Annotated in this window: 15 protein-coding genes; 7 read left to right on the top strand and 8 right to left on the bottom strand. The window is 41.6% G+C overall.

Features of this window, described 5'->3' with window-relative positions; all coding sequences use genetic code 11:
• Positions 1 to 40 precede the first annotated feature (40 nt).
• Complete coding sequence (locus tag HNW13_RS01515; RefSeq protein WP_101086340.1) at positions 41 to 892, top strand: thymidylate synthase; 852 nt, start codon at positions 41 to 43, stop codon at positions 890 to 892.
• 81 nt (positions 893 to 973) lie between these two features.
• Here HNW13_RS01515 and HNW13_RS01510 read toward each other — a convergent pair whose 3' ends face one another.
• The 3 genes from HNW13_RS01510 to rppH all read right to left on the bottom strand — a co-directional run bounded on the left by HNW13_RS01510 (position 974) and on the right by rppH (position 4,645).
• Positions 974 to 1,774 (bottom strand): sulfite exporter TauE/SafE family protein, encoded by an 801-nt coding sequence (locus HNW13_RS01510; protein ID WP_101086339.1) that lies wholly within the window; start codon positions 1,772 to 1,774, stop codon positions 974 to 976.
• An 87-nt stretch (positions 1,775 to 1,861) separates the two neighbouring features.
• A complete protein-coding gene (ptsP, locus tag HNW13_RS01505; protein WP_162023690.1) occupies positions 1,862 to 4,102 on the bottom strand; it encodes a phosphoenolpyruvate--protein phosphotransferase in 2,241 nt (746 codons plus the stop codon).
• A gap of 24 nt (positions 4,103 to 4,126) precedes the next feature.
• Positions 4,127 to 4,645 carry an RNA pyrophosphohydrolase gene (gene rppH / locus HNW13_RS01500; protein ID WP_192114454.1) on the bottom strand — a complete coding sequence of 173 codons (519 nt, stop codon included), beginning with the start codon at positions 4,643 to 4,645 and terminating at the stop codon, positions 4,127 to 4,129.
• 762 nt (positions 4,646 to 5,407) lie between these two features.
• On the opposite strand from rppH, the gene mutH reads away from it, so the two are divergent.
• Together mutH and HNW13_RS01490 are read left to right on the top strand one after the other, a co-directional pair.
• Positions 5,408 to 6,076: a DNA mismatch repair endonuclease MutH gene (gene mutH / locus HNW13_RS01495; RefSeq protein WP_192114397.1), complete on the top strand. Its 669-nt coding sequence runs from the start codon at positions 5,408 to 5,410 to the stop codon at positions 6,074 to 6,076.
• A gap of 525 nt (positions 6,077 to 6,601) precedes the next feature.
• The gene (locus tag HNW13_RS01490; protein WP_174839649.1) at positions 6,602 to 7,624 is read left to right on the top strand and encodes an adenylate/guanylate cyclase domain-containing protein; all 1,023 of its coding nucleotides are present in this window, start codon (positions 6,602 to 6,604) and stop codon (positions 7,622 to 7,624) included.
• Between the two features lie 201 nt (positions 7,625 to 7,825).
• Here the strand turns inward: HNW13_RS01490 and oxyR are convergent, their stop codons facing one another.
• From oxyR to HNW13_RS01475, 3 genes are all read right to left on the bottom strand, one after another.
• Positions 7,826 to 8,743: a hydrogen peroxide-inducible genes transcriptional activator OxyR gene (oxyR, locus tag HNW13_RS01485; protein WP_101086335.1), complete on the bottom strand. Its 918-nt coding sequence runs from the start codon at positions 8,741 to 8,743 to the stop codon at positions 7,826 to 7,828.
• A 194-nt stretch (positions 8,744 to 8,937) separates the two neighbouring features.
• On the bottom strand, positions 8,938 to 9,303 hold the full coding sequence (locus tag HNW13_RS01480; RefSeq protein WP_101088857.1) for an Hpt domain-containing protein: 366 nt from the start codon (positions 9,301 to 9,303) through the stop codon (positions 8,938 to 8,940).
• A 296-nt stretch (positions 9,304 to 9,599) separates the two neighbouring features.
• The gene (locus tag HNW13_RS01475; RefSeq protein ID WP_162023694.1) at positions 9,600 to 10,568 is read right to left on the bottom strand and encodes a TIGR01212 family radical SAM protein; all 969 of its coding nucleotides are present in this window, start codon (positions 10,566 to 10,568) and stop codon (positions 9,600 to 9,602) included.
• A gap of 522 nt (positions 10,569 to 11,090) precedes the next feature.
• On the opposite strand from HNW13_RS01475, the gene gltB reads away from it, so the two are divergent.
• Positions 11,091 to 15,539, top strand: a complete 4,449-nt coding sequence (gene gltB, locus HNW13_RS01470) for a glutamate synthase large subunit (protein ID WP_192114396.1) — start codon at positions 11,091 to 11,093, stop codon at positions 15,537 to 15,539.
• 5 nt (positions 15,540 to 15,544) lie between these two features.
• Positions 15,545 to 16,951 (top strand): FAD-dependent oxidoreductase, encoded by a 1,407-nt coding sequence (locus tag HNW13_RS01465; RefSeq protein ID WP_182744272.1) that lies wholly within the window; start codon positions 15,545 to 15,547, stop codon positions 16,949 to 16,951.
• A 192-nt stretch (positions 16,952 to 17,143) separates the two neighbouring features.
• Here the strand turns inward: HNW13_RS01465 and HNW13_RS01460 are convergent, their stop codons facing one another.
• The gene (locus HNW13_RS01460; protein WP_101088853.1) at positions 17,144 to 17,812 is read right to left on the bottom strand and encodes a flagellar brake protein; all 669 of its coding nucleotides are present in this window, start codon (positions 17,810 to 17,812) and stop codon (positions 17,144 to 17,146) included.
• A 726-nt stretch (positions 17,813 to 18,538) separates the two neighbouring features.
• On the opposite strand from HNW13_RS01460, the gene HNW13_RS01455 reads away from it, so the two are divergent.
• Positions 18,539 to 20,467 carry a cytochrome c/FTR1 family iron permease gene (locus HNW13_RS01455; RefSeq protein WP_243756155.1) on the top strand — a complete coding sequence of 643 codons (1,929 nt, stop codon included), beginning with the start codon at positions 18,539 to 18,541 and terminating at the stop codon, positions 20,465 to 20,467.
• Positions 20,468 to 20,595: 128 nt separating this feature from the next.
• On the opposite strand, the gene HNW13_RS01450 is transcribed toward HNW13_RS01455, so the two are convergent.
• Positions 20,596 to 21,009 carry a hypothetical protein gene (locus HNW13_RS01450; RefSeq protein WP_101088851.1) on the bottom strand — a complete coding sequence of 138 codons (414 nt, stop codon included), beginning with the start codon at positions 21,007 to 21,009 and terminating at the stop codon, positions 20,596 to 20,598.
• A gap of 320 nt (positions 21,010 to 21,329) precedes the next feature.
• On the opposite strand from HNW13_RS01450, the gene HNW13_RS01445 reads away from it, so the two are divergent.
• Positions 21,330 to 23,621 (top strand): TonB-dependent receptor, encoded by a 2,292-nt coding sequence (locus tag HNW13_RS01445; protein WP_243756203.1) that lies wholly within the window; start codon positions 21,330 to 21,332, stop codon positions 23,619 to 23,621.
• Positions 23,622 to 23,625: the final 4 nt, after the last annotated feature.

The raw sequence follows: 23,625 nt of genomic DNA, 5'->3' as shown, positions 1-23,625 counted from the left end.
TTAGGTATAATCGATAAAAGCAAAAAAGGAATTGGGACCAATGAAACAGTATTTAGACCTGTGTAAACGCATTGTCGAAGAAGGCGAATGGGTTAATAATGCACGAACAAACAAAAAGTGCCTAACTGTCATTAATGCCGACTTAGTTTATGATGTTGGTAACAATCAATTCCCTTTGGTGACCACACGTAAAAGCTTCTGGAAGTCTGCCATAGCGGAGATCCTCGGTTATTTACGTGGCTACCAAAATGCGGCCGATTTTAGGGCATTAGGCACTAAAACATGGGACGCTAACGCCAATGAAAACCAAGCATGGCTAGATAACCCAAACCGTAAAGGGCCCGATGATATGGGACTGATATACGGAGCGTTAGGACGTGCATTTCCAAAGCCTGATGGTGGTCATGTCGATTTACTGCAACAAATCGTCGATGATCTCAGTAACGGTATAGATAATCGTGGTGAAATTTTAACCTTCTTGCACCCTGGCGCATTTGACTTAGGCTGCTTACGACCATGTATGTACGAGCACCATTTTTCATTACTCGGTGATACTTTATACCTTAACAGCACACAACGCAGTTGTGATGTTCCGCTAGGGTTAAACTTTAATATGGTACAAGTATATGTATTGCTTGCGTTAATGGCTCAGATTACTGGCCATAAACCGGGCAAGGCATACCATAAGATAGTCAATGCTCATATTTACGAAGATCAACTCGAACCAATGCGAGATGTTCAGCTCGCGCGTGAACCCTTTGCATCGCCTAAGTTAATCATCAATCCAAAGATTAAAACCCTAAAAGACATCGAAACCTGGGTAACCTTGGATGACTTTAGCGTTGAAGACTATCAACATCACGATGCGATTAAGTATCCTTTCGCTGTGTAATAGCTGTTAGGTTAACTAAAAACGCCTTTGTTCAACTACTTGAACAAAGGCGTTTTTGTAATCATTTAGAACAATTTAGAATTAACTTAATAGTAGTTTTAGCCCTACTACGACAAGCAAACAAGCAAATATTTTTTTCAATACTGGTGTCGGCCAAGAACTCGCCGCTTTTACGCCAATAGGCGCACACAACATGGAACTAATGATAATGCCGATTAATGCCGGCAAATAAATAAACCCAACCGAGCCCTCGGGTAAATTGGGTACATCGAAACCTGCGATAATATAACCAATGGTACCGGATACTGCGATAAGCATCCCGGTTGCCGACGAAAACCCAACAGCTTGACGCATTTGCAAACCGCAATAACTTAAAAATGGCACCAGCAAAACCCCGCCACCAATGCCCATTAAACCAGCAATTAACGCTATCGCTGTCGATATCACCAGTAACACGGCAAAATTTGGCATACTGCCACCCGTTTTGACTTTAAACGGAAATGCCATTTGTACAGCCATTAACACCACAAAAATAGCAAAAGCCTGTTGCAAATCATCTGATGCAATTTGCTCAGACACAAAAGCTGATGCTAACGACCCTATTACAATACCCGGAAATATAGGCTTAAATAGCTCCCAAGGTATATTTCCACGTTTGTGATGTGCGGTGGCTGATGACATAGACGTTAAAATAATCGATGCCAGTGACGTAGCGATAGCGACATGAGTAATTTGGGTTGAACTGATACCTACTGAAGGTAAAATATACAATAGCGCAGGGACGATAATTAACCCACCACCAATACCTAACAGCCCAGCCAAAAAACCCACGACAGAACCTAAAACAAGGCAAATTAAAAATACCTGCAGTAAACTATCCACGATGACATCCTTAAAATGACGCTTGATTATGTTACGAACCACTAGGGAAATCATTTAAGATTTTCCGTAGCAGATTCAATCGTACTGCTAATCGATGTTGATTAAATCTAAAAGGTTATGTTTTCGCAAGAAACTGGCTAACAAGCCGCGAACCTGGTTTCCATTTGACTGTTGTAAAATAGATCCTAATAACTCAGTGAGCTCTTGCTTTGATACACGCCTGAGTAAAAAATTGATTCTGGCTAAGCTGCCTTGGTTCATACTAAGTTTGTTATAGCCCATTGCGACTAAAAGCAGTGCACCATAAGGTTCACCCGCAAGTTCACCACAAACACTCACATCTAAATCATACAATTTACACTCATCGACAGCTCGTTTAAGTGCTCGAAGAATACCTGGATGATAACTATCAAATAACGAACTCACACTCGGATTATTACGATCGACGGCCAGTAAATATTGCGTTAAATCGTTACTGCCCACCGACACAAAGTCGACCCGTTTTGCCACATCTTGCAATTGATACAACAATGCAGGAACTTCAAGCATAACGCCGACCTTCGGCCTCACTAAAATAGTCTTTAGTTCTTGGCTTAGTTCGGTAAACGCTTGCTCTAAATATTTTAATGTTTGATCTATCTCATCCAGATTACTCACCATTGGTAGTAATATTTGCAATTGATTGCCGTTTCCAGCAGCTTGCAGCATCGCGCGCAATTGCACTAAAAACAACTCAGGATGATCAAGCGATAAACGAATGCCACGCCAACCTAAAAACGGATTGTCTTCTTTAATTGGAAAATACGGTAACGGTTTGTCGCCGCCAACATCCAATGTACGCATGACAACAGGTCTATCACCAGCGGCACTCAATACCTGACGATATACATTGATTTGTTCACTCTCGCTCGGAAAGCGTTGATGGAGCATAAAGGGAATTTCAGTTCGATACAGCCCAATACCATCTGCGCATTCAGCAATTTCAGAAGCGATACCACTCAATAAACCTGCATTTAAATACAAATGGATCCGCTGACCATCAGTAGTCACTGATGGTAGGTTTAATTCGGCAGAAAATTGCTTTTGCTTTTCAACATCGGCATCAATCAGTAATTGGTACTCTTCAATCACTGCTGGCGATGGCGATACCAATAGCTGGCCACGATTAGCATTGAGGACTAATAGTTTTTGATCGATGTCGATTGATAACACATCATCAACGCCAACAATGGCAGGTACACCCAGGGCTCGCGCTAAAATAGCCGCATGAGCATTAACCCCACCACGCTCAGTGACAATACCAGCGAGCTTTTGCCGTGGAAACTCAGCCAATAAAGTGGCATCCACTTCTTTAGCGACTAAAATAACCGGTTTATCTGGCTCTAACTCTAACCGACCCGGTTCAATAAGCTGTCGAAGTAGTTTTTGCCCAAGCTCACGAATATCACTGGCGCGCTCTTTTAGATATGGATCTTCCATTTCTAAAAACTGTTTGATATAGCGCAATGACACTCGGCTTACCGCAGACTCAGCCTGCCAGCCTAAAGCGACTTCACGGGCATATTCACCACCAAGGCTAGAGTCGTCTAGCAATAATTGAAATGCGGTAAAGATAGAGGCCACATCAGCAGACTTTTCACGCTCAAAACGTTGCGATATAGACGACAACATGTCTTTACAACGCTGCATGGCCAACTTTAAGCGCTGAATTTCAACATCTATATCGAAGCAGCTGACCTCGGGTTGTTCCAGAGAAATAACACCGCCTAATACCAGGCCATGAGCAATCGCAATACCACTTGATGCATTAACACCACTGAAAACCACTTGCTGTTGCACATTAGTAACAGCCGCTTTGTGTTTCAAGCTGCGCACAACCACCGCCAACTGAGCGGCTAAGGTCATTAAAAATGCTTCCTCACTTTCGCTGAACTGACGGGCTTCTGGCTGTTGCACCACAATAACGCCCACAACCTGTTTTTGAAAAATAATCGGCACAGCCAAAAATGCACGATATTCTTCTTCTTCAGCTTCGGGAAATAATTTAAAACGAGGATGAATACGGGCATCGGCAAGATTAACTGCTTCTTCACGCTCAGCAACTAAGCCTACTAAACCTTGCGATAATGGCATGCTCACTCGGCCAACGGCAGATTGCTGTAAACCTTCGGTAGCGGATAACACTAGATGTTGTTGTTCAAGGATATAAATAGAACAGCAATGAGTAGCCATCGCTAATCGAGTTTGTGACACTAATATATTTAATGCACTTTCAAGGCTGCTGGCTCTGGCAACAGCTTGAGTGATATCCCTGAGCATATTTAACACTGTTTCAATCCTCTTTGAAATCAGTTAACTCCGTTGTTTGCTTCGTTTTTTACTAAACTCGCGCGTTTGCAGCGCTAATGTCGTCGATGCGAACTCTTTCATTACCTTTCTATATACGTCGCGCTTAAAAGACACAACCTGACGAACAGGATACCAATAACTCACCCAACGCCAATCATCAAACTCAGGATGACCAGAAGAATTCAAGTTAATAGTATTATCGTGACTTTTCAATTGTAGTAAAAACCATTTCTGTTTTTGGCCAATGCAAACAGGTTTGCTTTCTTGGCGTACCAAACGCTTGGGTAACCGATAACGTAACCAAGATCGAGTGGATGTTAAAATTTGAACATGCTCAGGTCTGAGTCCCACTTCTTCGTAAAGTTCGCGATACATGGCTTCTTCTACTGATTCGCCATCATCTAACCCACCTTGTGGAAACTGCCATGAATGTTGACCAAAACGTCTGGCCCACATAACTTGTCCAAATTTATTACAGATAATGATGCCCACATTTGCGCGAAAGCCGTCGCTATCAATCACATGGACTCCAAAAATAACAAATTTTATATCGTCTGATTGTTTCACAAAGCATGCCTATCGGCAAACCTCTATTTACTGTGGATAATTGAATAACAATGTTAATAAATCAAAATTATCAACAATTAAACCAAGCTACCCTGTGGATTATCCACAAAATCTGTGGATATCTCTGTTCGAAACTTTGCTAAAGCTTGATAACAGGCTAAAATTTAGTTGCACCCTTTCTAAGGTAAACTGCTTTTTATTATAATATACTCTAATATAATTAGTAACTTAAAAAAAATTGTAAATTAACATTATAGCAAATCGCCGCTATCGTACAAAAAACAAACAACACCAATTAAGATAGCCAATCACTCATTTAGCAACTTAAGTTATACACAAATAACAAGGCTTATTTTAAATTAAACCCGCTAAAAAGCTGTTTTATTGCGTTGACTTGGTGTTTTTAATCAGTTAAAGACAGGTTTTATTACACTTATCCATTAAATCTGTGGATAAGTATGTGTGAAATGTAGGGGAAAAACGAGTGTAACTCGGGACAAGTATAATATAAAAACAACTACAACCGAAAAAGAACTTTTAAAACAACAAATTACAAAGGAATTTAATCAAATAACTTTAACCAACTAAAACATGGTCGTTTTTCAACCACATCGCAAATAACTAACTAAACTTGTTCTCGACGAATATTACTTGATAGCATAGCCTGTTGATTTTGATCGTCTATTCATTCTTTTTTCCAGAGGAAAATACTCATCCATGGCTAAATCATCGCCATTAGATATAAGCGAATTAATGCAAAGAGCGCACAATATGGCTGGCATTCGTTTAGCTGATATTGCGGCCGATAATGACATCATTGTACCAGCCGATTTACGCCGAGATAAAGGTTGGGTAGGCCAACTGATTGAATCTGAATTAGGCGCGCTGGCAGGATCAAAGCCTGAACAAGACTTTTTACATTTAGGGGTTGAACTCAAAACGATCCCGATTGATGGCAAAGGCAAACCGCTTGAGACCACTTATGTCACCGTGGCACCGCTGACAAACATTCAGGGTATGATTTGGGAAAACAGTTTGGTTTATCATAAATTGCAGAGAGTGTTATGGGTTCCTATTGAAGGCGAACGTAGTATCCCAGTCGGTGATCGTCGTATAGGCACCCCCATATTGTGGCAACCGAATACGGCACAAGCCAGACAGTTGCAACAAGATTGGGAAGAGATAATGGAGTTAATTGCACTAGGTCAAGTTGATAAAATTACTGCACGTCATGGTGAAGTACTGCAATTACGTCCAAAAGCAGCTAATAGCAAAATACTCACCGAAAGCATCGCCGAAGACGGCAGCATTCAGTTATCTAATCCCCGAGGCTTTTACCTTAAAATTGATTTTACTCAACAGATATTAACCAATGCCTTTTCATAATCTGCCATTGTTACATTGCTTGCTATCTAGGGTCTGTTGATCATTAACATCAATTTTTTTAGTGGTACATGGCAATGTTTTACAAGGCAGAGCTAACGACATATCGTGATACAACATGAGTAAGCGATAACACACAGAAACAAACCAAAAATGCAGCTCAAACGAACCGGCTAAAAGGTATTTTTAATCTTTATCGAATAAATTGGTGACAAACCGTTAGCCTAATTGGAAGTTTCGTCTCTAATATTTATGCCGCCTTATTAAATAAATAACAAGCCGTTTATCTCGAACAAATTTCAGCCACTAAAGTTCAACAAGCCCTAGTAATGTTGAAAAAACTTTGCGTTAGTGCACATATTTCTTCACTTCTATTGATCTAAATCACAAATAAACTATCACATGTAAGCAAATTTTCTATAGACTACCCCTCTTATATACTAAGTCATTTGGGCAACCACATCCTCCGTGAAAGCACGCCGTCAAACTCAAAAATTATTGTTCGCTATTTTTGCCTGGTGTGTAGCAATGGCTTCTTTCGTTTTTTTTCGCTACTCACAATCATCGCAACTGCCTGAATGGGCTGTTGGCAATGCCGATCTCGCCACGCTTGCCATAATGATGGGTGTTGTATTTGGCGGCTTGCATTGGATGTCCAATCTCATTGCAGATTTTAGCGCCATCAGCCGTTTACCTTACTTATTTTCAGTGGTGTTTAAAGGATTGTTTTTGCTCCTTGGGGCAACAACCTTGGCGTATGTGACACAATTTTTAAACATGTGGGCCATAGAGAACCACATGGTGACATTACGACAAATGCTCACAGTGCAGATTATTTATAGCCCATCGTTTCAGGCATTAGTGGTTTATCTTGTTGTGGTAAGGGTCAGCTTAGCTTTTATCGAACAAATGTCGCTGTTGGTTGGCCCTAAAGTCTTGCTCAATATAGGCCTTGGCAAATACCACAAACCACGTTACGAGCAACAATTATTCTTATTTATCGATATGGTCTCATCAACAGCTCATGCAGAAACCTTAGGTGATTATCGCTTTAGCCGCCTAATTCAAGATAGCTTTAGCATGTTAGCGGACACAGTAACCGATAATGAAGCTGAAATTTATCGTTACATGGGTGATGCCGTACTTATCCACTGGCCATTAGAGCAAGGTATTAAACAAGACCGTTGTATGAATATCTATTTCGAATTTTGCCAGCAATTGCAGTGGCAAAGGCAATACTTTGAACAGCAATATGGTTTTGTGCCAAAATTCAAAGCTGCAGCGCATTGTGGCCAAGTTGTAGCCGCGGTAGTCGGTGTACATAAGCAAGAGATTAGTTTTTTCAGTGATGTATTAAATACCTTGGCACGGCTACAAGACCAATGTAATCCGCTCGGTCAACGAATGTTGCTGTCTGGAGATGTGGTACATCGACTTGAGCAACAAAATAGTCAATATGACCTGACTGATTTAGGCCCAATCATGCTTAAAGGTAAAAAACATCCGACTGAAGTGTATGGTGTTGCCCCAAGAAAATTGACCAACGCCTAAAACTGAGGTTAATTGAGTTTAGTTAAGCTCAATTTCAATCATAAACATGCCTGATACGCACAGTGCTATGCGACAGATAACAAAAAGGCTATTGACGCTTCAATAGCCTTATTAACGACACTAATCGCACCTTTGATATTGCTAACCTGAAATAAACCATTTTATCGATTCATCCCATCTCTCATTTATCCCAAGTTGCGGTTAACCTGGTAACGATTGTGCTAGCAGCTTTTGTTGAATCGCTAAGCCTAAGGTTCTAAACGTTGAAATACGGCTGGTAGTTTGACGCCAAACTAAGCCAATATCACGATAAGGAGCTTCACCCGGCGGATCCATTGCAACAAGATCAGTATCAGTTAAAATACCGGTATCAATGGCCATTTGGGGTAAAAATGTGGTGCCTAGTTTACTGTTTACCATCTGCACCAAGGTATGCAAACTGGTTGCAGCAAATGGATTGATTTTGGCACTATCACCCAATTGGCATGCTGTTATCGCGTGACCGGTAATGCAATGTTCAGCTTGGAGTAAAAAGATGCTTTCGTCTGGCATTTTTTGATAGTCAATGGGTTGCAAAAATTGTTGCGATACCTCTTTATGCATCACCATTTTAAACGGATCGATGCCGACTTTCATACTATGAAAACCACTGGTGTCGACAGGTAACGCTAATATTAATAAATCCAACTCACCTTTTGCTAAGGCATCTAATAGACGCTCGGTCGTGTCTTCTTTTAATAACAAACTGAGTTTGGGGTAGTCTTGCTGGCATAACTTAACGACTCGGCTAAGTAAGAAAGGCGCGATAGTGGGAATACAGCCTAAACGAATTTCTCCGGTCATCGGTTCGCCTTGATTTTTCACTAATTCAACTAAGTCATCAACATTAGTTAAAATATTTCGAGCACGCTCAACCACTTCTTCACCGATAGCGGTAAACATAAATGATTTATGATCACGTTCAATCAACTGATAACCCAGTTGTTCTTCAAGGTTTTGGATACCACTAGATAAAGTCGATTGACTCACAAAGCACATCTTAGCAGCACGATTAAAATTTTGCTCTTGATGTAAATGAACCAAATAATAAAGGTTCTTGAGGCTAGGAAGATTTTTCATATAAACGATTACCCTTATCCATATTAATTCAAATAATGAATTAATTTAGCCAAAATAACAAGACACTGATGGTCAATATTGAACAAACGGCCATAAAAAATGCCTCTTCAATAAAGAGGCATTTCAACAAACCGATTGTAGGCACTAATGTAGATGTTAATCTAAACTGATTATGCTGCCTACTCTACTCGTAATTACGCTTTCGCTTCTAAGTAAACTTTCAGTTGTTGTAAATCTTGTGCAGCATGCGCAACGATTTCAGCAAGCCATACTTTATGTTCTGTTTCCCATTTAGCTTCTTCACCGTGTTGTAGTAACTGTGAAAATTGCTGAATGCGTTTAAGGCCAACAGATCCTGCTGCACCTTTAAATTTATGAGCTTCTGCACATAACGTTTCTTTATCATTTGCATCGCCAGCTTTCACTAGGCTACTGACATACTCAGGCATTAACTGCTCGAATAACACTACGCTTTTCAATAACGTTCCAGCACCAATGGCACTGATATATTGCTCAAGCGTATTGAGATCCAATATTGAGTCTAACTGCGTTGTGGCCATAAAGGCACCTCTATCAAAATCTAACTCTATAAAATTACAAATATGATACCGAGTAAAATACCCTATGCAAGGCTTGCCAATATTTAGCCGCTATTTAATGGTAAAAAATCACATTTTTACAACATAACTACTCAACTGGTATTACCAATGTTTAAAAAACACTCACTTTGGTAATGTTTCGTCCAATTTATAACTAATAATAGCGATTAGTCTGATACATCTTCACAAAACCTAGCGCTATCTTTACTTTGTCCATATTCAGCAGAGACATAATATATCTGCCTAAATACACCACACTAGGCCGTTTTACTTTGGCTAAACATTAATGCACTGCCTTGGCCACCGTATTCTTTAAGCTCATCCACAATGGCCACTAGTCCGTCCCATCTAAATGCGCACCAATCAGGGGCGAGTAACATTGGTTTTTTGGCATAGGCGGTTACGCGGTGAAAGATAATCTCTTTTGGGGTGTGGCGGATAAGTTTTGCCGCCTCATAGGCATACTCTTCAAGACTCATTAGCGGCATAGGATGATAGCGCCATTGTTTCGCCATAATACTGCCTTCTACAATATGCAAAGGGTGCAGTTTTAGTCCGTCAACACCAATTCCTAATACGGTTTGTAAACTATTAAAATAGTCAGCAGATGTTTCACCCGGCAGCCCTAATATTAGATGGGTACACACCTTAATACCTTTAGCGCGAGCCTTTTTAACTGTCTGACGATACTCACACAATTGGTGACCACGATTAATCCGTTTTAACGTGTGATTATTGGCCGTTTGTAGGCCAAGTTCCAACCACACCTCAATACCTCTTTGTTGATACTCAACGAGTAAATCAAGTACTTCATCGGGTACACAGTCAGGACGAGTGCCTATATGAAGCCCGACAATATCGGCATCTTCAAGTGCTTGATCATACTTTTGCTTTAGCACTTTATACTCGTCGTAAGTACTGGTATAAGCTTGAAAATAAGCGATGTATTTAGCGGTAAGAATAGAATTAACATCCGCAGAGGTAGTACATTTTTTTGCAGATTGGGCGCGTACTTTACCTTCGGTTAACTGCATCGCAATCGGCTGTTCTCTACCTTGTTCGCCACTAAATGAAACAACATTACAAAAAGTACAACCGCCCACCCCTAACGTGCCATCTCGATTGGGACAGGTAAATTGGCCATCAATAGTTAATTTTTTTACTCTTTGGCCATATAAATGTTTGCAATGTGCCCCAAACGTATTAACGTAATCATCTAAACCCACAACTTACTCTCATCATCATTCCAAAGTTCGCCAGTGTAGTCAGACGGTAAACATCTGTCTTGGTGCTAAATCAATAAATGCTCTATCAATTCAAGCGCTCGTTAAAGTTGTGCACAAACTCAAAAAACGTTTAAAACAATTTAAGTAATTTATACATCACCTAAAATGAATATTTAGTCATTTAGAATAATTTTTTACCCAAAGACTGTATTTGAAATAAAATTCACTATTTTTATTTCAAAAATAATTCCCTGCTGTTGTTACAAAAAGGTAAACAATTGTTTGAATGTTTTCTAAAATTCTTTTTATTCAGAACGTTATAGGTGATATATCACAGTTTACGTTAACGTAAGGTTGGTGGCTTATAACGATTTTTTAGTAATAATATTTCAGTTTGTTGCATTTTTTTGGTTTGACCTTTATTCATTCTCAGTTTAATTTGAATGGTTCGGGTGCATATCTATGGATATTCTTCAAATTTACCCCGAGTCGTATCAAGTAGAGGTTTAGGGGGTTTTTTGTATGAGCTTGTATCATCCCAGTTTTGAGCGTGACAATTGCGGATTTGGTTTGATTGCACAAATGGACGGCGACGCGAGTCACCGCATTGTGCGTACCGCGATTCATGGTCTCGATCGAATGAAGCATCGTGGTGGTATTGCAGCTGACGGACGCACAGGTGATGGCTGTGGTTTATTAATGCAAATGCCTACAGATTTTTTTGAAGCTATTGCGGCAGAAAACGATTGGCATTTAAGCCGAAAGTTTGCCGTAGGTATGCTATTTCTCAGCCAAGATGAGCAACGCGCTGATGAAGCGAAGTTTATCTTAGAAAAAGAACTACAACGAGAAACACTCAGTGTCGCTGGCTGGCGTAAAGTACCGATTAATCCGGATGTCTTGGGGGAGATTGGCCGGGAAAGCTTGCCACAAATTTATCAAGTATTGATCAACGCGCCGGTAGGCTGGCGGGAAAAAGATCTTGAGCGTCGCCTATATATGGCTCGTCGCCGTCTTGAACAACAGATCACCGATGACAAAGACTTTTATGTCGCCAGCCTTTCTGGACAAGTCATTGTCTATAAAGGCTTAATGATGCCAGCAGATCTGCCATCATTTTATACCGACCTAGCAGATATTCGTTTGAAAAGTGCGATTTGCTTATTCCACCAGCGCTTTTCAACTAACACATCGCCAAAGTGGCCATTAGCTCAACCGTTTCGATACCTCGCTCATAACGGCGAAATCAATACCATTACCGGTAACCGCCAATGGGCAAGAGCGCGCGCCTATAAGTTTAATTCGCCTTTACTACCAGATTTACAACAAGCCGCCCCTTTTGTTAACGAAACAGGTTCAGACTCGTCTTCTTTAGACAATATGCTTGAAATGTTGTTATCTGGAGGGATGGATTTATATCGAGCCATGCGCTTGCTTATTCCACCTGCATGGCAATCAAATCCTGAAATGGATGACGAGTTAAAAGCCTTTTATGATTTTAACTCAATGCACATGGAGCCGTGGGACGGCCCTGCAGGCATTGTAATGACCAATGGTCGCCATGCTGCCTGTGCGGTAGATCGTAACGGTCTACGCCCTTCTCGTTACGTTATAACCAAGGATCGTATCCTCACCTTAGCGTCTGAAGTCGGTATTTGGGATTATTCCGCCGATGAAGTGATTGAAAAAGGCCGCGTTGGGCCCGGTGAGTTACTAGTACTCGATACCTTGAATGGTCGTTTGTATCATTCATTTGAAATTGATAATGACTTAAAGCGTCGTCATCCTTACAAAGAGTGGATGGCTAAAAACAGTCAGACATTGATCCCTGCTGAGGATATGGCTCCAACCAAACAAGGTTCAAGTGGTTTTGATAGTAAAACATTACTGCAATATCAAAAACAGTTTGGTTTTACCCGTGAAGAATTAGAACAAGTTATTTGGGTACTTGCGAGCAAAGGTGAAGAAGCCATTGGTTCAATGGGTGATGATACGCCTATGGCAGTATTGTCGAAAAAGTCGCGTTCACTATACGACTATTTCCGTCAAAAATTTGCTCAGGTAACCAACCCGCCTATTGATCCATTACGTGAAAAACACGTGATGTCGTTAGCCACTTGCGTCGGTCGCGAGCAAAATCTATTTAGCGAAACCACCGGTAATGCTTACCGAGTGATGTTCAATTCACCGATTTTGTTATTCAGTGATTTTAATCAGTTACTGGGATTAGACAGCACTAACTATCGCGCCAACACAGTTGATTTAAACTATGATGCCAATGAAACACTAGAGCAGGCTATTCGCCGTATTACCGACGAAGCTGAACGCTTAGCTCGCAGCGGCACAACATTGTTAGTATTGTCTGACCGTGCAGTAGCGAAAAGTGCTCAAGTTATCCCTGCCGCTATGGCTGTGGGTTCTGTGCAAACTCGATTAGTCGATAAAAGCCTACGTTGCGACACTAACATTATTGTTGAAACCGCTTCAGCACGCGATCCGCATCATTTTGCGGTATTAATTGGTTTTGGTGCCACGGCTATCTACCCTTACCTCGCCTATGAATCTATTTCAGCGATGGCAAAACTGCATCAAGTCGATGATGTAACCCATTTAATGCTTAACTTCCGTTACGGCATTGAAAAAGGCTTACGTAAAATCATGTCTAAAATGGGCATTAGTACCGTAGGTTCATATCGTTGTAGCCAACAATTTGAAGCTGTGGGTTTAGCCAGTGATGTGATTGAGTTATGTTTTAAAGGCGTGATAAGCCGTATTGAAGGTGTCAGTTTTAACCATATTGCCGATGACCAGAAAATACTCCATACCGCCGCCTATCGAGCCCATGTACCGTTACCACAAGGTGGTTTATTAAAGTACGTTGAAGGTGGTGAATATCACTGCTTTAATCCAGACGTGGTGAATACCTTACAAGCATCATTAAAAGATAAAAACTACGCTGAGTACAAAAAGTTTACTCACTTAGTTGATGATCGCCCAGTGGCCACTTTACGTGATTTAATTGGTATTAAAGGTCAACTTAACGCCATTGAAATAGACACGGTAGAAGGCGCTGAAAAGCTTTACTCTCGCTTTGATAGCGCAGCCATGAGTATCGGTGCATTAAGCCCTGAAGCTCATGAAGCGTTAGCGGTTGCGATGAACCGTCTTGGTGGACGCTCAAACTCAGGTGAAGGTGGCGAAGATGCACGTCGTTTCAATAGCGAACGTAACTCGGCCATCAAGCAAATTGCATCGGGTCGCTTTGGCGTGACCGCGCATTACTTAGTTAACGCTGATGTACTGCAAATTAAAGTAGCTCAAGGTGCAAAACCGGGTGAAGGTGGGCAATTACCTGGCCATAAAGTTAGCGTTGAAATCGCAGGACTTCGTCATGCTCGTCCAGGTGTGACCTTGATTTCACCGCCGCCACACCACGATATTTACTCAATTGAAGATTTAGCTCAGCTGATTTTCGATTTAAAACAAATCAATCCAAAAGCCTTAGTGTCGGTCAAGCTAGTATCAGAACCCGGTGTTGGCACCATTGCAACCGGTGTTGCAAAAGCCTATGCCGATATGATCACCATATCAGGTTACGACGGTGGCACTGGCGCAAGCCCTATCACCTCGGTGAAATACGCCGGTTCTCCTTGGGAGCTTGGTTTAGCGGAAGTGCATCAGTCGCTAGTAGAAAATGGTTTACGTCATAAAATCCGCCTGCAAGTGGATGGCGGCTTAAAAACCGGTACCGATGTTATTAAAGCAGCCTTATTGGGTGCCGAAAGCTTTGGCTTTGGTACAGTGCCGATGATTGCGCTTGGGTGTAAATACTTACGTATTTGTCATCTTAATAACTGTGCAACAGGTGTCGCAACCCAAGATAAAAACTTACGCGAAAACCATTATCACGGCTTACCAGAACGTGTCATGACCTACTTTGAATTTGTGGCTCAAGAAGTGCGTGAATGGATGGCTGCATTAGGGGTAACTCAGTTCGAAGATTTAGTCGGACGAAGCGACTGGTTATATACACTTGAAGGCCAAACAGACAAGCAACGTGGTCTTGACCTTGCGCCAATTTTATATAAACCCAAAGTGCAGGCAAACTCGTCACTCACATGGAAAGAAATTAACCCTCCATCTGATATTGGCAAGTTAAACCAAACATTGGTTGCAGATTGCAGTGCTGCAGTTGATGCAGGTGAACCGTATTCAGGTCAATATGCAATCAACAATACCGACCGTTCAGTTGGCGCGGCATTATCTGGTTATATTGCAACTAAAATTGGTGTCGCAGGCGCAAAACAACCAATCAAAATTGGCTTTAGCGGTAGTGCAGGCCAAAGCTTTGGCGTATGGAATAGCCCTGGCCTTGAACTTAAGCTGTGCGGCGATGCTAATGATTATGTCGGCAAAGGTATGTCTGGCGGTAAGATCGTTATTCATCCACCTATTGGTAGCCCGTTCCAAAGTGAACGCAGTGCCATTATGGGGAACACCTGTTTGTATGGTGCTACTGGCGGCAAACTGTTTGCCGCGGGTCAAGCGGGTGAGCGTTTTGCTGTGCGTAACTCAGGGGCCATCGCGGTCGTTGAAGGAACGGGTGACAATGGTTGCGAATACATGACCAGTGGTATCGTGGTTATCCTAGGCAAAACGGGGGTCAACTTTGGTGCGGGGATGACTGGCGGATTTGCCTATGTATTTGATCAGTTTGGTCGCTTTAATCGCCGAGTAAACACCGAAATGGTCGATACTCAAAAATTAGAATCGACCATCCACCAGCAACACTTAAAAGGCCTGATTGAAACTCACTATGCTGAAACCGGCAGTGAACATGCTCATATGATTTTAAGTGATTTTGAAAACTGGTTGGATTGTTTCGTATTAGTTAAACCAAAGAATATTGCCGTTGCTGACCTGCTAAAAATTGAGCAGAAGAGTCCGGAATTAGTAGTAAAGGCAGGGTAATTATTATGAGCAATGACTTTCAATTTATAGAAGTGGGTCGAGTAGACCCCATTAAACTTGAAGCGAAAAAACGTGCTACACAATTTATTGAAATTTATCAGCCGTTTACGCAACCAGAAGTAAAACAACAAGCCGATCGCTGTCTTGACTGCGGTAACCCGTATTGCGAATGGAAGTGCCCACTGCATAACTACATTCCAAACTGGTTAAAACTGGCAGAAGAAGGTCGCATTATGGAAGCGGCAGACTTGGTGCATGAAACCAATACTCTGCCAGAAATATGTGGCCGGGTGTGCCCACAAGACCGTTTATGCGAAGGTGCTTGTACCTTAAACGACGACTTTGGTGCGGTCACCATTGGCAGTGTTGAAAAATACATTACCGATACTGCAATTGCCCAAGGCTGGCGCCCAAACATGAAGGATGTGACGCCACGTAAAGAGCGTGTTGCCATTATTGGAGCGGGTCCTGCGGGTCTTGGCTGTGCTGATGTGTTGGCTCGTAATGGTGTGCAAGCCGTGGTGTATGATAAATACCCACAAATTGGTGGTTTACTCACTTATGGCATCCCTTCTTTCAAGCTTGATAAAGATGTTATGGCCACTCGCCGTTCAGTGCTTGAAGGCATGGGCATTCAATTCAAAATGGGTGTGACTGTCGGCAAGGATGTGAGTTTTCAAAGCCTATTAGACGAGTACGATTCTGTCTTTCTGGGTATGGGTACTTACACGGCCATGAAAGCTAAACTGCCCAATGAAGACGCTCAAGGCGTGATTCAAGCGTTACCGTATCTTATTGGCAATACTCATCACATTATGGGTACTCACGACGATGCAACACCGTATTTAAGCCTTGAAGGTAAAGATGTGGTGGTGTTGGGCGGCGGTGATACTGCAATGGATTGTGTGCGTACAGCCATTCGTCAAGGCGCGAAGAGCGTGACATGTGCTTATCGTCGTGACGAAGCCAACATGCCGGGCTCTCGCCGTGAAGTGCAAAATGCGCGCGAAGAAGGCGTTAACTTCTTATTTAATCGTCAACCAGTGGCAATTAAAGCTGAAAACGGTCAAGTAGTCGGGATTGAATGTGTTGAAACTCAAATGGGTGAAGCTGATGCTAGTGGACGTCAACGCGCCGAAATCATTGCTGGTAGTGAGCAAGTATTAGCAACCGATGCGCTGATTATCGCCTTTGGTTTCCAAGCGAGCCCTGCTGCTTGGTTTAGTGATTTTGGCATTGAAACCAACGAATGGGGATTAGTTAAGGCCAAGAAAACCGACGACAACCCTTTTCAAACCACTAACCCTAAAGTGTTTGCCGGTGGTGATATGGTGCGAGGTTCTGATCTCGTTGTAACGGCTATAGCAGAAGGACGAGATGCTGCATTAGGCATTTTAAACTATTTAGATTAACAGCTTGCTAGCCTATATAGGGCTAAAGACAGGCTAAAGGTAGCTTACCTTTAGCCTACTTTCAGACTAACAATAAAAGCTGTAATACCGTGTTTGCTTGTGAATTTTCGCGCATCTTTTGATGCGTTTTTTTTTATCTTTTTTAAGGACGATAATTCACACTGATAGTCCACAACTAGGATTCACTTAGGGTCATGATTTTGTAGTTGAACTGACTAAAAAATAGCTGAAAATATTATCTTTTAATTGTGGATGCTCATCTGAAAATTTCACCCCAATATTCAATACACCTTCAATGTTTTGAACTTTGACCATGCTACCCGTTAAGATCCCTGAAAGATCAGTGTTAATAGAGATAGCCACATGTATCTCTTCGCCTTGTTCAATATTCACCGTTTTGGCGTCTACCGTCAGTAAACAGCCAGTAGAAGAAAAGTCGAGCATTTTTGCACTGATTTTATTGTCATTGTGCATAATAAACACTTCTTGCTCGATATTAACTCGCAACTGCTCTCTGACTTTTTTCTTGATGATGGTTTTAGGCACACTAAGGCACAGCATTCTAATCGGTTGATTAACCACAGAGAATATAGTCGACTTAAAAGCAATAATGTCTTTAAAACCACTATTCGTCATCGCCCTTACCACAATTTCAGCATTCACTAGCATATGTTGATAAGCCTCAGAAAAACCTTTATTGGGATACTCAATCAAGATAAACCGCCCAACCTGATAACCAATTAAGCTCGAACGTGACTGCACTGTTTTACCATTGGCAAAATGAATTTCAATAAACAATTCCATACCTATGTCAATTAGGCGAAGATCAGCATACAACGAAGCACTTACTGGCGTTGTCATTGGTTATTTACCATAGTGTTACTCATCATAATGGACCTCATTTCTATCAATCTATCGACTCCAATAACACTTAATAACATTAACATATCAGGTTTAGTTTGTTAGTAACTAGCGTAGTGCTAATCCTAGCTAACCTCAAGCCTGAGCAATCGATACAAAAATCATTAGCGGCCATGGATAATTATTTCGAGACTGGCTGATGTCGAAATTATGATAGCAAATTTGGCATGTATTTTATTAATAATACGTATTGGCACATCAATCGTTAACCTACAGTAAGTCCATAAAATGCAGATAACAGCACAAAGGCTGTTTCATAACCTTCAGTTATAAACATCTAAGGTCACTTATACCAAACAGCAATAATTAATACTGACTATTGTATATCAGCAAGGCACAAGGCTAATGCTTATATGGTACCAATATAAAAACTATCTAATTGTTATAAATAGAAAATATCTATTTAAATGCTGTCTCGACATAATTATCCATGGCCAACAATCTCACCTCAAACCGCTTTTTACACTGACAGTATTATCTAACAAGCCTTCAGAGTGATTGATTAGCCTCAAGCAAGAAAGTAGAATAGAAATCATTATCATTTATTTAATTTAGTTTAAAGAATAATTCCTTCATTCCTATTAAGGCAATACCTTGAATACTTTCTTAAGCAGCTTCACGTTATGGCGACAACAGCTCACATCTTCGGTCTTCAATAGATGCCTATTGATTGTCATTACTTCGGTGTTTTCAACTTCTTTATGGGCACAGAGCCCGGCAGTCTCGTCACAAGAGATATCACCAGAGACATCGCAAGATCTCTTAAAACAAACACGACAAATTCTTCAATTAGCTGAATACATTGGTGTTGATTACTCAGAAGCGGTGACCGAAGGTCGTATCTCTAATCCTGATGAATTTGCTGAAATGCAGCAATTTGCTAGCATCATTATCGAAAAAACTAACCTGCTCGCCAATGATGTGCCAAATTCATTAACAGCCGATGCATTGCAATTACAGCAAGCCATTGCAGAAAAAACATCACTGGATGTTATTCAAGGGCTTAGCCAAAAAATACGTAACCAGTTATTAAGCCAGTCTCCAGCATTAGTGTTACCAACACAGCTATTAGCCAAAAACCATGTTAAACAGCTGTTTATCGAAAATTGTTCGACCTGTCATGGTGATTTAGGCCAAGGCGATGGGCCTCTGGCAAAATCATTGTCACCAGAGCCAACCAATTTCACCGATCACGATCGAGCAATGAATCGTTCATTATTGGGACTTTACGATGCGATTTCCGACGGTTTAGATGGCAGTGCTATGCGTGCTTTTAGTGAGTTAAATGATCAACAGCGTTGGTCACTGGCTTTCTATGTAGGTAGTTTAGCTTTTGAGCCAACAGCTACTGCCACGGAGCACATCAAGCATGATGCGAATATTGAATTACAACAGTGGGTCAATAGCAATCCAACCCAGTTAATTCAGCAAAATGTCGGAATTGATAAAACCCAATTATCATTACTACGCTCACAACCTGAGCGACTGTTTCAACATGCTGACTCACCTATTTCAGTCGCGCGTACTAACTTGCAGGCTGCTGTAAAAGCATATAAAGCCAATGAGTTTGCTCAAGCACAAACCTTAGCAGTGAGCGCCTATCTCGACGGTTTTGAATTAATTGAAAACAATTTAGATGCTCATGACAGTAGTTTACGTAAATCAATCGAAAGCCAGCTGCTTAATTTTAGAAACATCCTAAAAACAGCAGGACAGGACAGCCAGGTAAATCAACAGTTGACCAGCATATTGGCTCAACTAGACCAAGCCGACACCCTATTAACAGGGCAATCACTATCGAATAACGCCATGTTTTCGGCTGCATTAATCATCCTGCTACGCGAAGGATTAGAAGCACTGCTCGTTATCATTGCTTTAATGACAGTGTTAATTAAAACCGAACGTCAAGATGCGATTAAATTTGTTCACTTTGGTTGGATATCAGCACTCGCTGCTGGCGTATTAACCTGGTGGGCAGCAGATAACCTAATTAGCATTAGCGGAGCCTCAAGGGAGTTAATGGAAGGCGGCGCGGCATTGCTAGCCGCTTTGGTGTTGTTTTATGTTGGTTATTGGATGCACAGTAAAACCCAAGGTTCTAAATGGCAAAGTTACATTAAAAATAATGTCGACCGCCATTTAAACACTGGCACCTTATGGGGTCTCACTGGGCTGGCATTTATTTCGGTCTATCGTGAAGTTTTTGAAACGATTTTGTTCTATCAATCATTACTGACACAAGCCATAGGCTCTGCCAGCAGCAATGAACAAGTCAGTTACTTGGTTTACGGCTTGCTAGCAGGTATGGCTATTTTAGCGGTGATTGCTTGGTTAATGATGCGCTACTCAGTTAAATTACCATTAGCCCGCTTCTTTGCGGTGAGTTCTTACTTCATGCTTATTTTAGCGTTTATCTTGGCAGGAAAAGGGATTTCAGCGCTACAAGAAGCAGCAGTAATTAGCCTTACTCCCTTCCCTATAGATGTGTCGATTAGCTGGTTAGGTATAGCATCAACATGGCAAGGCTTGAGTACGCAAATGGTGATTGTAGTGTTATTTAGCTTTTTGGTTATCCGTAATCGTGACACAAAATAATGTTTAGCTTTGACAACTAAACCTTGAGTGCTTAACGCTTAGCATTAGCGTTTAACATTGAGCGTCTAATAAAAAGGCCGGCTAAATATATTTAGCTGGCCTTTTTGTGTCGATAAATCGTTAGTAATTTATTTCACTGTAAACTTAGTGTCTTCATCTCTTAACATGTACAACGCAAAACACGCGGCCCACATTGGCCATGCTGCAAAAAACAATAAATTATTAAATGCATCAAAATATAGATTAAATGCCGATAATGTTGAAGCGCCATGCATCAGAAAGATAACCCCGTAAGTAATACGCTTTTTAATACCTAATACAAACGCAAATACTAAGGCTAATTGCAGTGCGCCCATAACATAAGCAGCAACCTCACTCATTCCGCCGATGCCATAAAACTTTTCGAAAATCTTCATACTATGGCCAGGATTGACAAACTTATCTAATGTCCATACCAGCATCACCACAAACACGCCTAAGCGTAAAGAAAGTAACGACCACTGCAGTTTTTTCTGAGTATCATTGCTAATTGATGTTTGCATCTTAATTCCTTAAAAAATATATAAAATAACATCATCTAGGGTCTGTTGACCGTCTAAATAAGCTAAACTGACTATTACTGAAAATCATCAGCCGTTAATTGACCGAGTAAAACGCAACTATGTTGCACTAGCAGTTATGCCATTTAGATCTAACACAATGAAAATTGGCATAACATGATTGAAATAAACTTGTTAACAACAAGGTCTCTTTCACCAAGTTCATTACAGCAGAAAAAATTATGCCTATTTATCGTTATCCTAATCGTTCACTTACCGCACTCGCTATTAGCCTAGCCCTGTACTCATCAATAACGTCATCAATGGCTACAGCAGCCGAAAACCCTGAATCTATTGAAGTCATTCAAGTATCAGGTAAAGCGATTAACGATAAAGGCATGTCACCTAAAAACAGCACTGTAGATGGCCCATTTGGTGATGGAATAGCATTGAAAGATATCGCACGTTCGGTTACGCCTATCACCAGTGAAATGATTGAACAGCTCAACATCACTGATTTATCTGACATACAAAAAGTCAGCCCAAACAGTTATTCAGCCAGCGGCTTTGGCGCATCAAGCCTACCCACTATTCGTGGTCAGTTAGGTGAGTTATATCAAGACGGTGTGCGTCGCCAAGCGGGCAACAATGGCTTTGGTGTACCCATGTCATTTAACGCTGTCGAGCAAATTGATGTGGTAAAAGGTGCGCCGCCAGTGCTATTAGGCACCAGCCAACGTAACGGTGGATTTGTTAACATACATTCTAAAGTCGCACCTACTGACGAGCAATTTAATAAGCTCACCCTATCTGGCGGCAGTTGGGATCATTACCGAGCTCAAATAGATGTTGGCACTGACATTGTCGCCAATCAAAGCGGTGTTCGCTTAAGTGCAGAACATATCGATAATGGCAGCTACTACGATTATTCAGGCTTTAAAAGCGACAGTATTTTTGTGGCATTTCGTTTACTGCCAGACGATGCCAGCACCTGGGACATTAATGTCGAATACTATGATGTTGAGTTTACCGACAACGCGGGGATTAACCGTCCAACTCAAGCATTAATCGACAACGGTTTATACGTTACAGGTCAAGGTGTACAACCTAACGGCAGTACTATTGCTGGCGCCAATGCTATCGTATCGCCAACAGGGTTAGTTGAGATAGATCGCAGCCAAGTATTAACCGACCCCGACAATATCAATAACGCCCAAACCTTCTTACTTCACAGTACTTATGTGCGTGAGTTAAGCGATAAAGCGACCTTTAAAAATATTACCTATTATCAGCATTTAGAACGTGAAGAAATTGCTCAAAATAGTTTTGTTGAAATTATTGATGGTGCAGATACTGCACAAAACAGAGTTGAATTAGCCTATAAATGGAGCGATGCTCAAAGCACCATTACTGCGGTGGATATCCGCTACAACAAAGTGTTAGGTTACAGTCAATTTACCACCGAAGCTGACTTACCTATCGACTTAACTGGCCCCATTGAAAACCGCCGTATTCCGCTTACTGCAGAGCAACAAGGTCGATTAGTTGAACTGCGCCCTGGTGTGTTTGTGTCACCTGGCGCCCAATACGATACCAATGCCGATGGCAGCGGCGATTTTTCATTATCTGACACCACTGACTCAACCAGTTGGCAAACCGGTCTAGCCATTCAACATAATAGCCAATGGACAGATAAGTTTTCCACCAGCGTAGGTTATCGTGCCGATTTTTATAATGTAGATGCGCGCGATGCTATTGCCCCACAAGGACAAGTTGCTGCTAGCGATTCGATAAGTGAAATGCTTGAATCTGGTCAAGTCAGTTTGAGCTATCGCCTTAGTGACGATATCACTACCTATGCCAGTGCCAGTTATAACGAATCAACTTCAAACAGCATGGCTGGCGGCACCACGTTAGGCGCCAACAACCAAATTAGTAGCCAAAACTTTGCCACCGAAAATACCTTAACCGAAGTGGGCATTAAATATTCACCCACGGACAGTGCTTGGTATGTTGACGCTGCAGTGTTTGACCAAAAACGCAGTCTACGTAACCGTGATGGCAGCAATACCGGCATTCGCACTAAAGGCTTTGAAGCCCAAGCTTTTTATGATGCCGATCCGTTTTGGTTAAGCGCGGGCTACAGTTATTTAGACGCTCGCTATGATGATTCAGCCAGTAGCCAAGATACGGTACAAGTTGCCGATACATTTGATAACTCAAGACCCGATATCATTCAAGGCACAGGTATTGGCGCACCAAACTTCGCTTCATTTGCACCGTCGGACCGCCGTGTACAAGGCTTACCTGAACAAACGTTCACAATTAATGGCGGAATGTCGATTACTGAGAAATGGAAAGCCGGTTTCTCCGGTCTATATACCAAGAGTTACCCATTGGACTATTTAGCGACTGTGTATATTCGCGATCAATACACGCTTAACATTAACACTCGCTATGATTTTACCGAGCAAACAAGTTTAAGGCTTGACGTCAATAACGTGACTAACCAAAAGAACTGGCGTCCGGTGTTTGAAGGCGGTTATTTCGGATCAACATTGGTTTTTCCTGAACTACCGGTTAACGCTACCCTTACCTTACAGCACTCATTTTAAGGCT

The sequence above is a fragment of the Shewanella sp. BF02_Schw genome, from assembly GCF_014596695.2.
GTDB lineage: Bacteria > Pseudomonadota > Gammaproteobacteria > Enterobacterales > Shewanellaceae > Shewanella.
This window is presented reverse-complemented; position numbering and strand designations above follow the sequence as displayed.

Coding starts and splice junctions, on each gene's coding strand:
- HNW13_RS01460 (WP_101088853.1), bottom strand. CDS start 17,812: ATGACAACGCCAGTAAGTGCTTCGTTGTATGCTGATCTTCGCCTAATT.
- HNW13_RS01515 (WP_101086340.1), top strand. CDS start 41: ATGAAACAGTATTTAGACCTGTGTAAACGCATTGTCGAAGAAGGCGAA.
- HNW13_RS01445 (WP_243756203.1), top strand. CDS start 21,330: ATGGCTACAGCAGCCGAAAACCCTGAATCTATTGAAGTCATTCAAGTA.
- HNW13_RS01490 (WP_174839649.1), top strand. CDS start 6,602: ATGGCTTCTTTCGTTTTTTTTCGCTACTCACAATCATCGCAACTGCCT.
- HNW13_RS01465 (WP_182744272.1), top strand. CDS start 15,545: ATGAGCAATGACTTTCAATTTATAGAAGTGGGTCGAGTAGACCCCATT.
- HNW13_RS01450 (WP_101088851.1), bottom strand. CDS start 21,009: ATGCAAACATCAATTAGCAATGATACTCAGAAAAAACTGCAGTGGTCG.
- HNW13_RS01480 (WP_101088857.1), bottom strand. CDS start 9,303: ATGGCCACAACGCAGTTAGACTCAATATTGGATCTCAATACGCTTGAG.
- gltB (WP_192114396.1), top strand. CDS start 11,091: ATGAGCTTGTATCATCCCAGTTTTGAGCGTGACAATTGCGGATTTGGT.
- oxyR (WP_101086335.1), bottom strand. CDS start 8,743: ATGAAAAATCTTCCTAGCCTCAAGAACCTTTATTATTTGGTTCATTTA.
- mutH (WP_192114397.1), top strand. CDS start 5,408: ATGGCTAAATCATCGCCATTAGATATAAGCGAATTAATGCAAAGAGCG.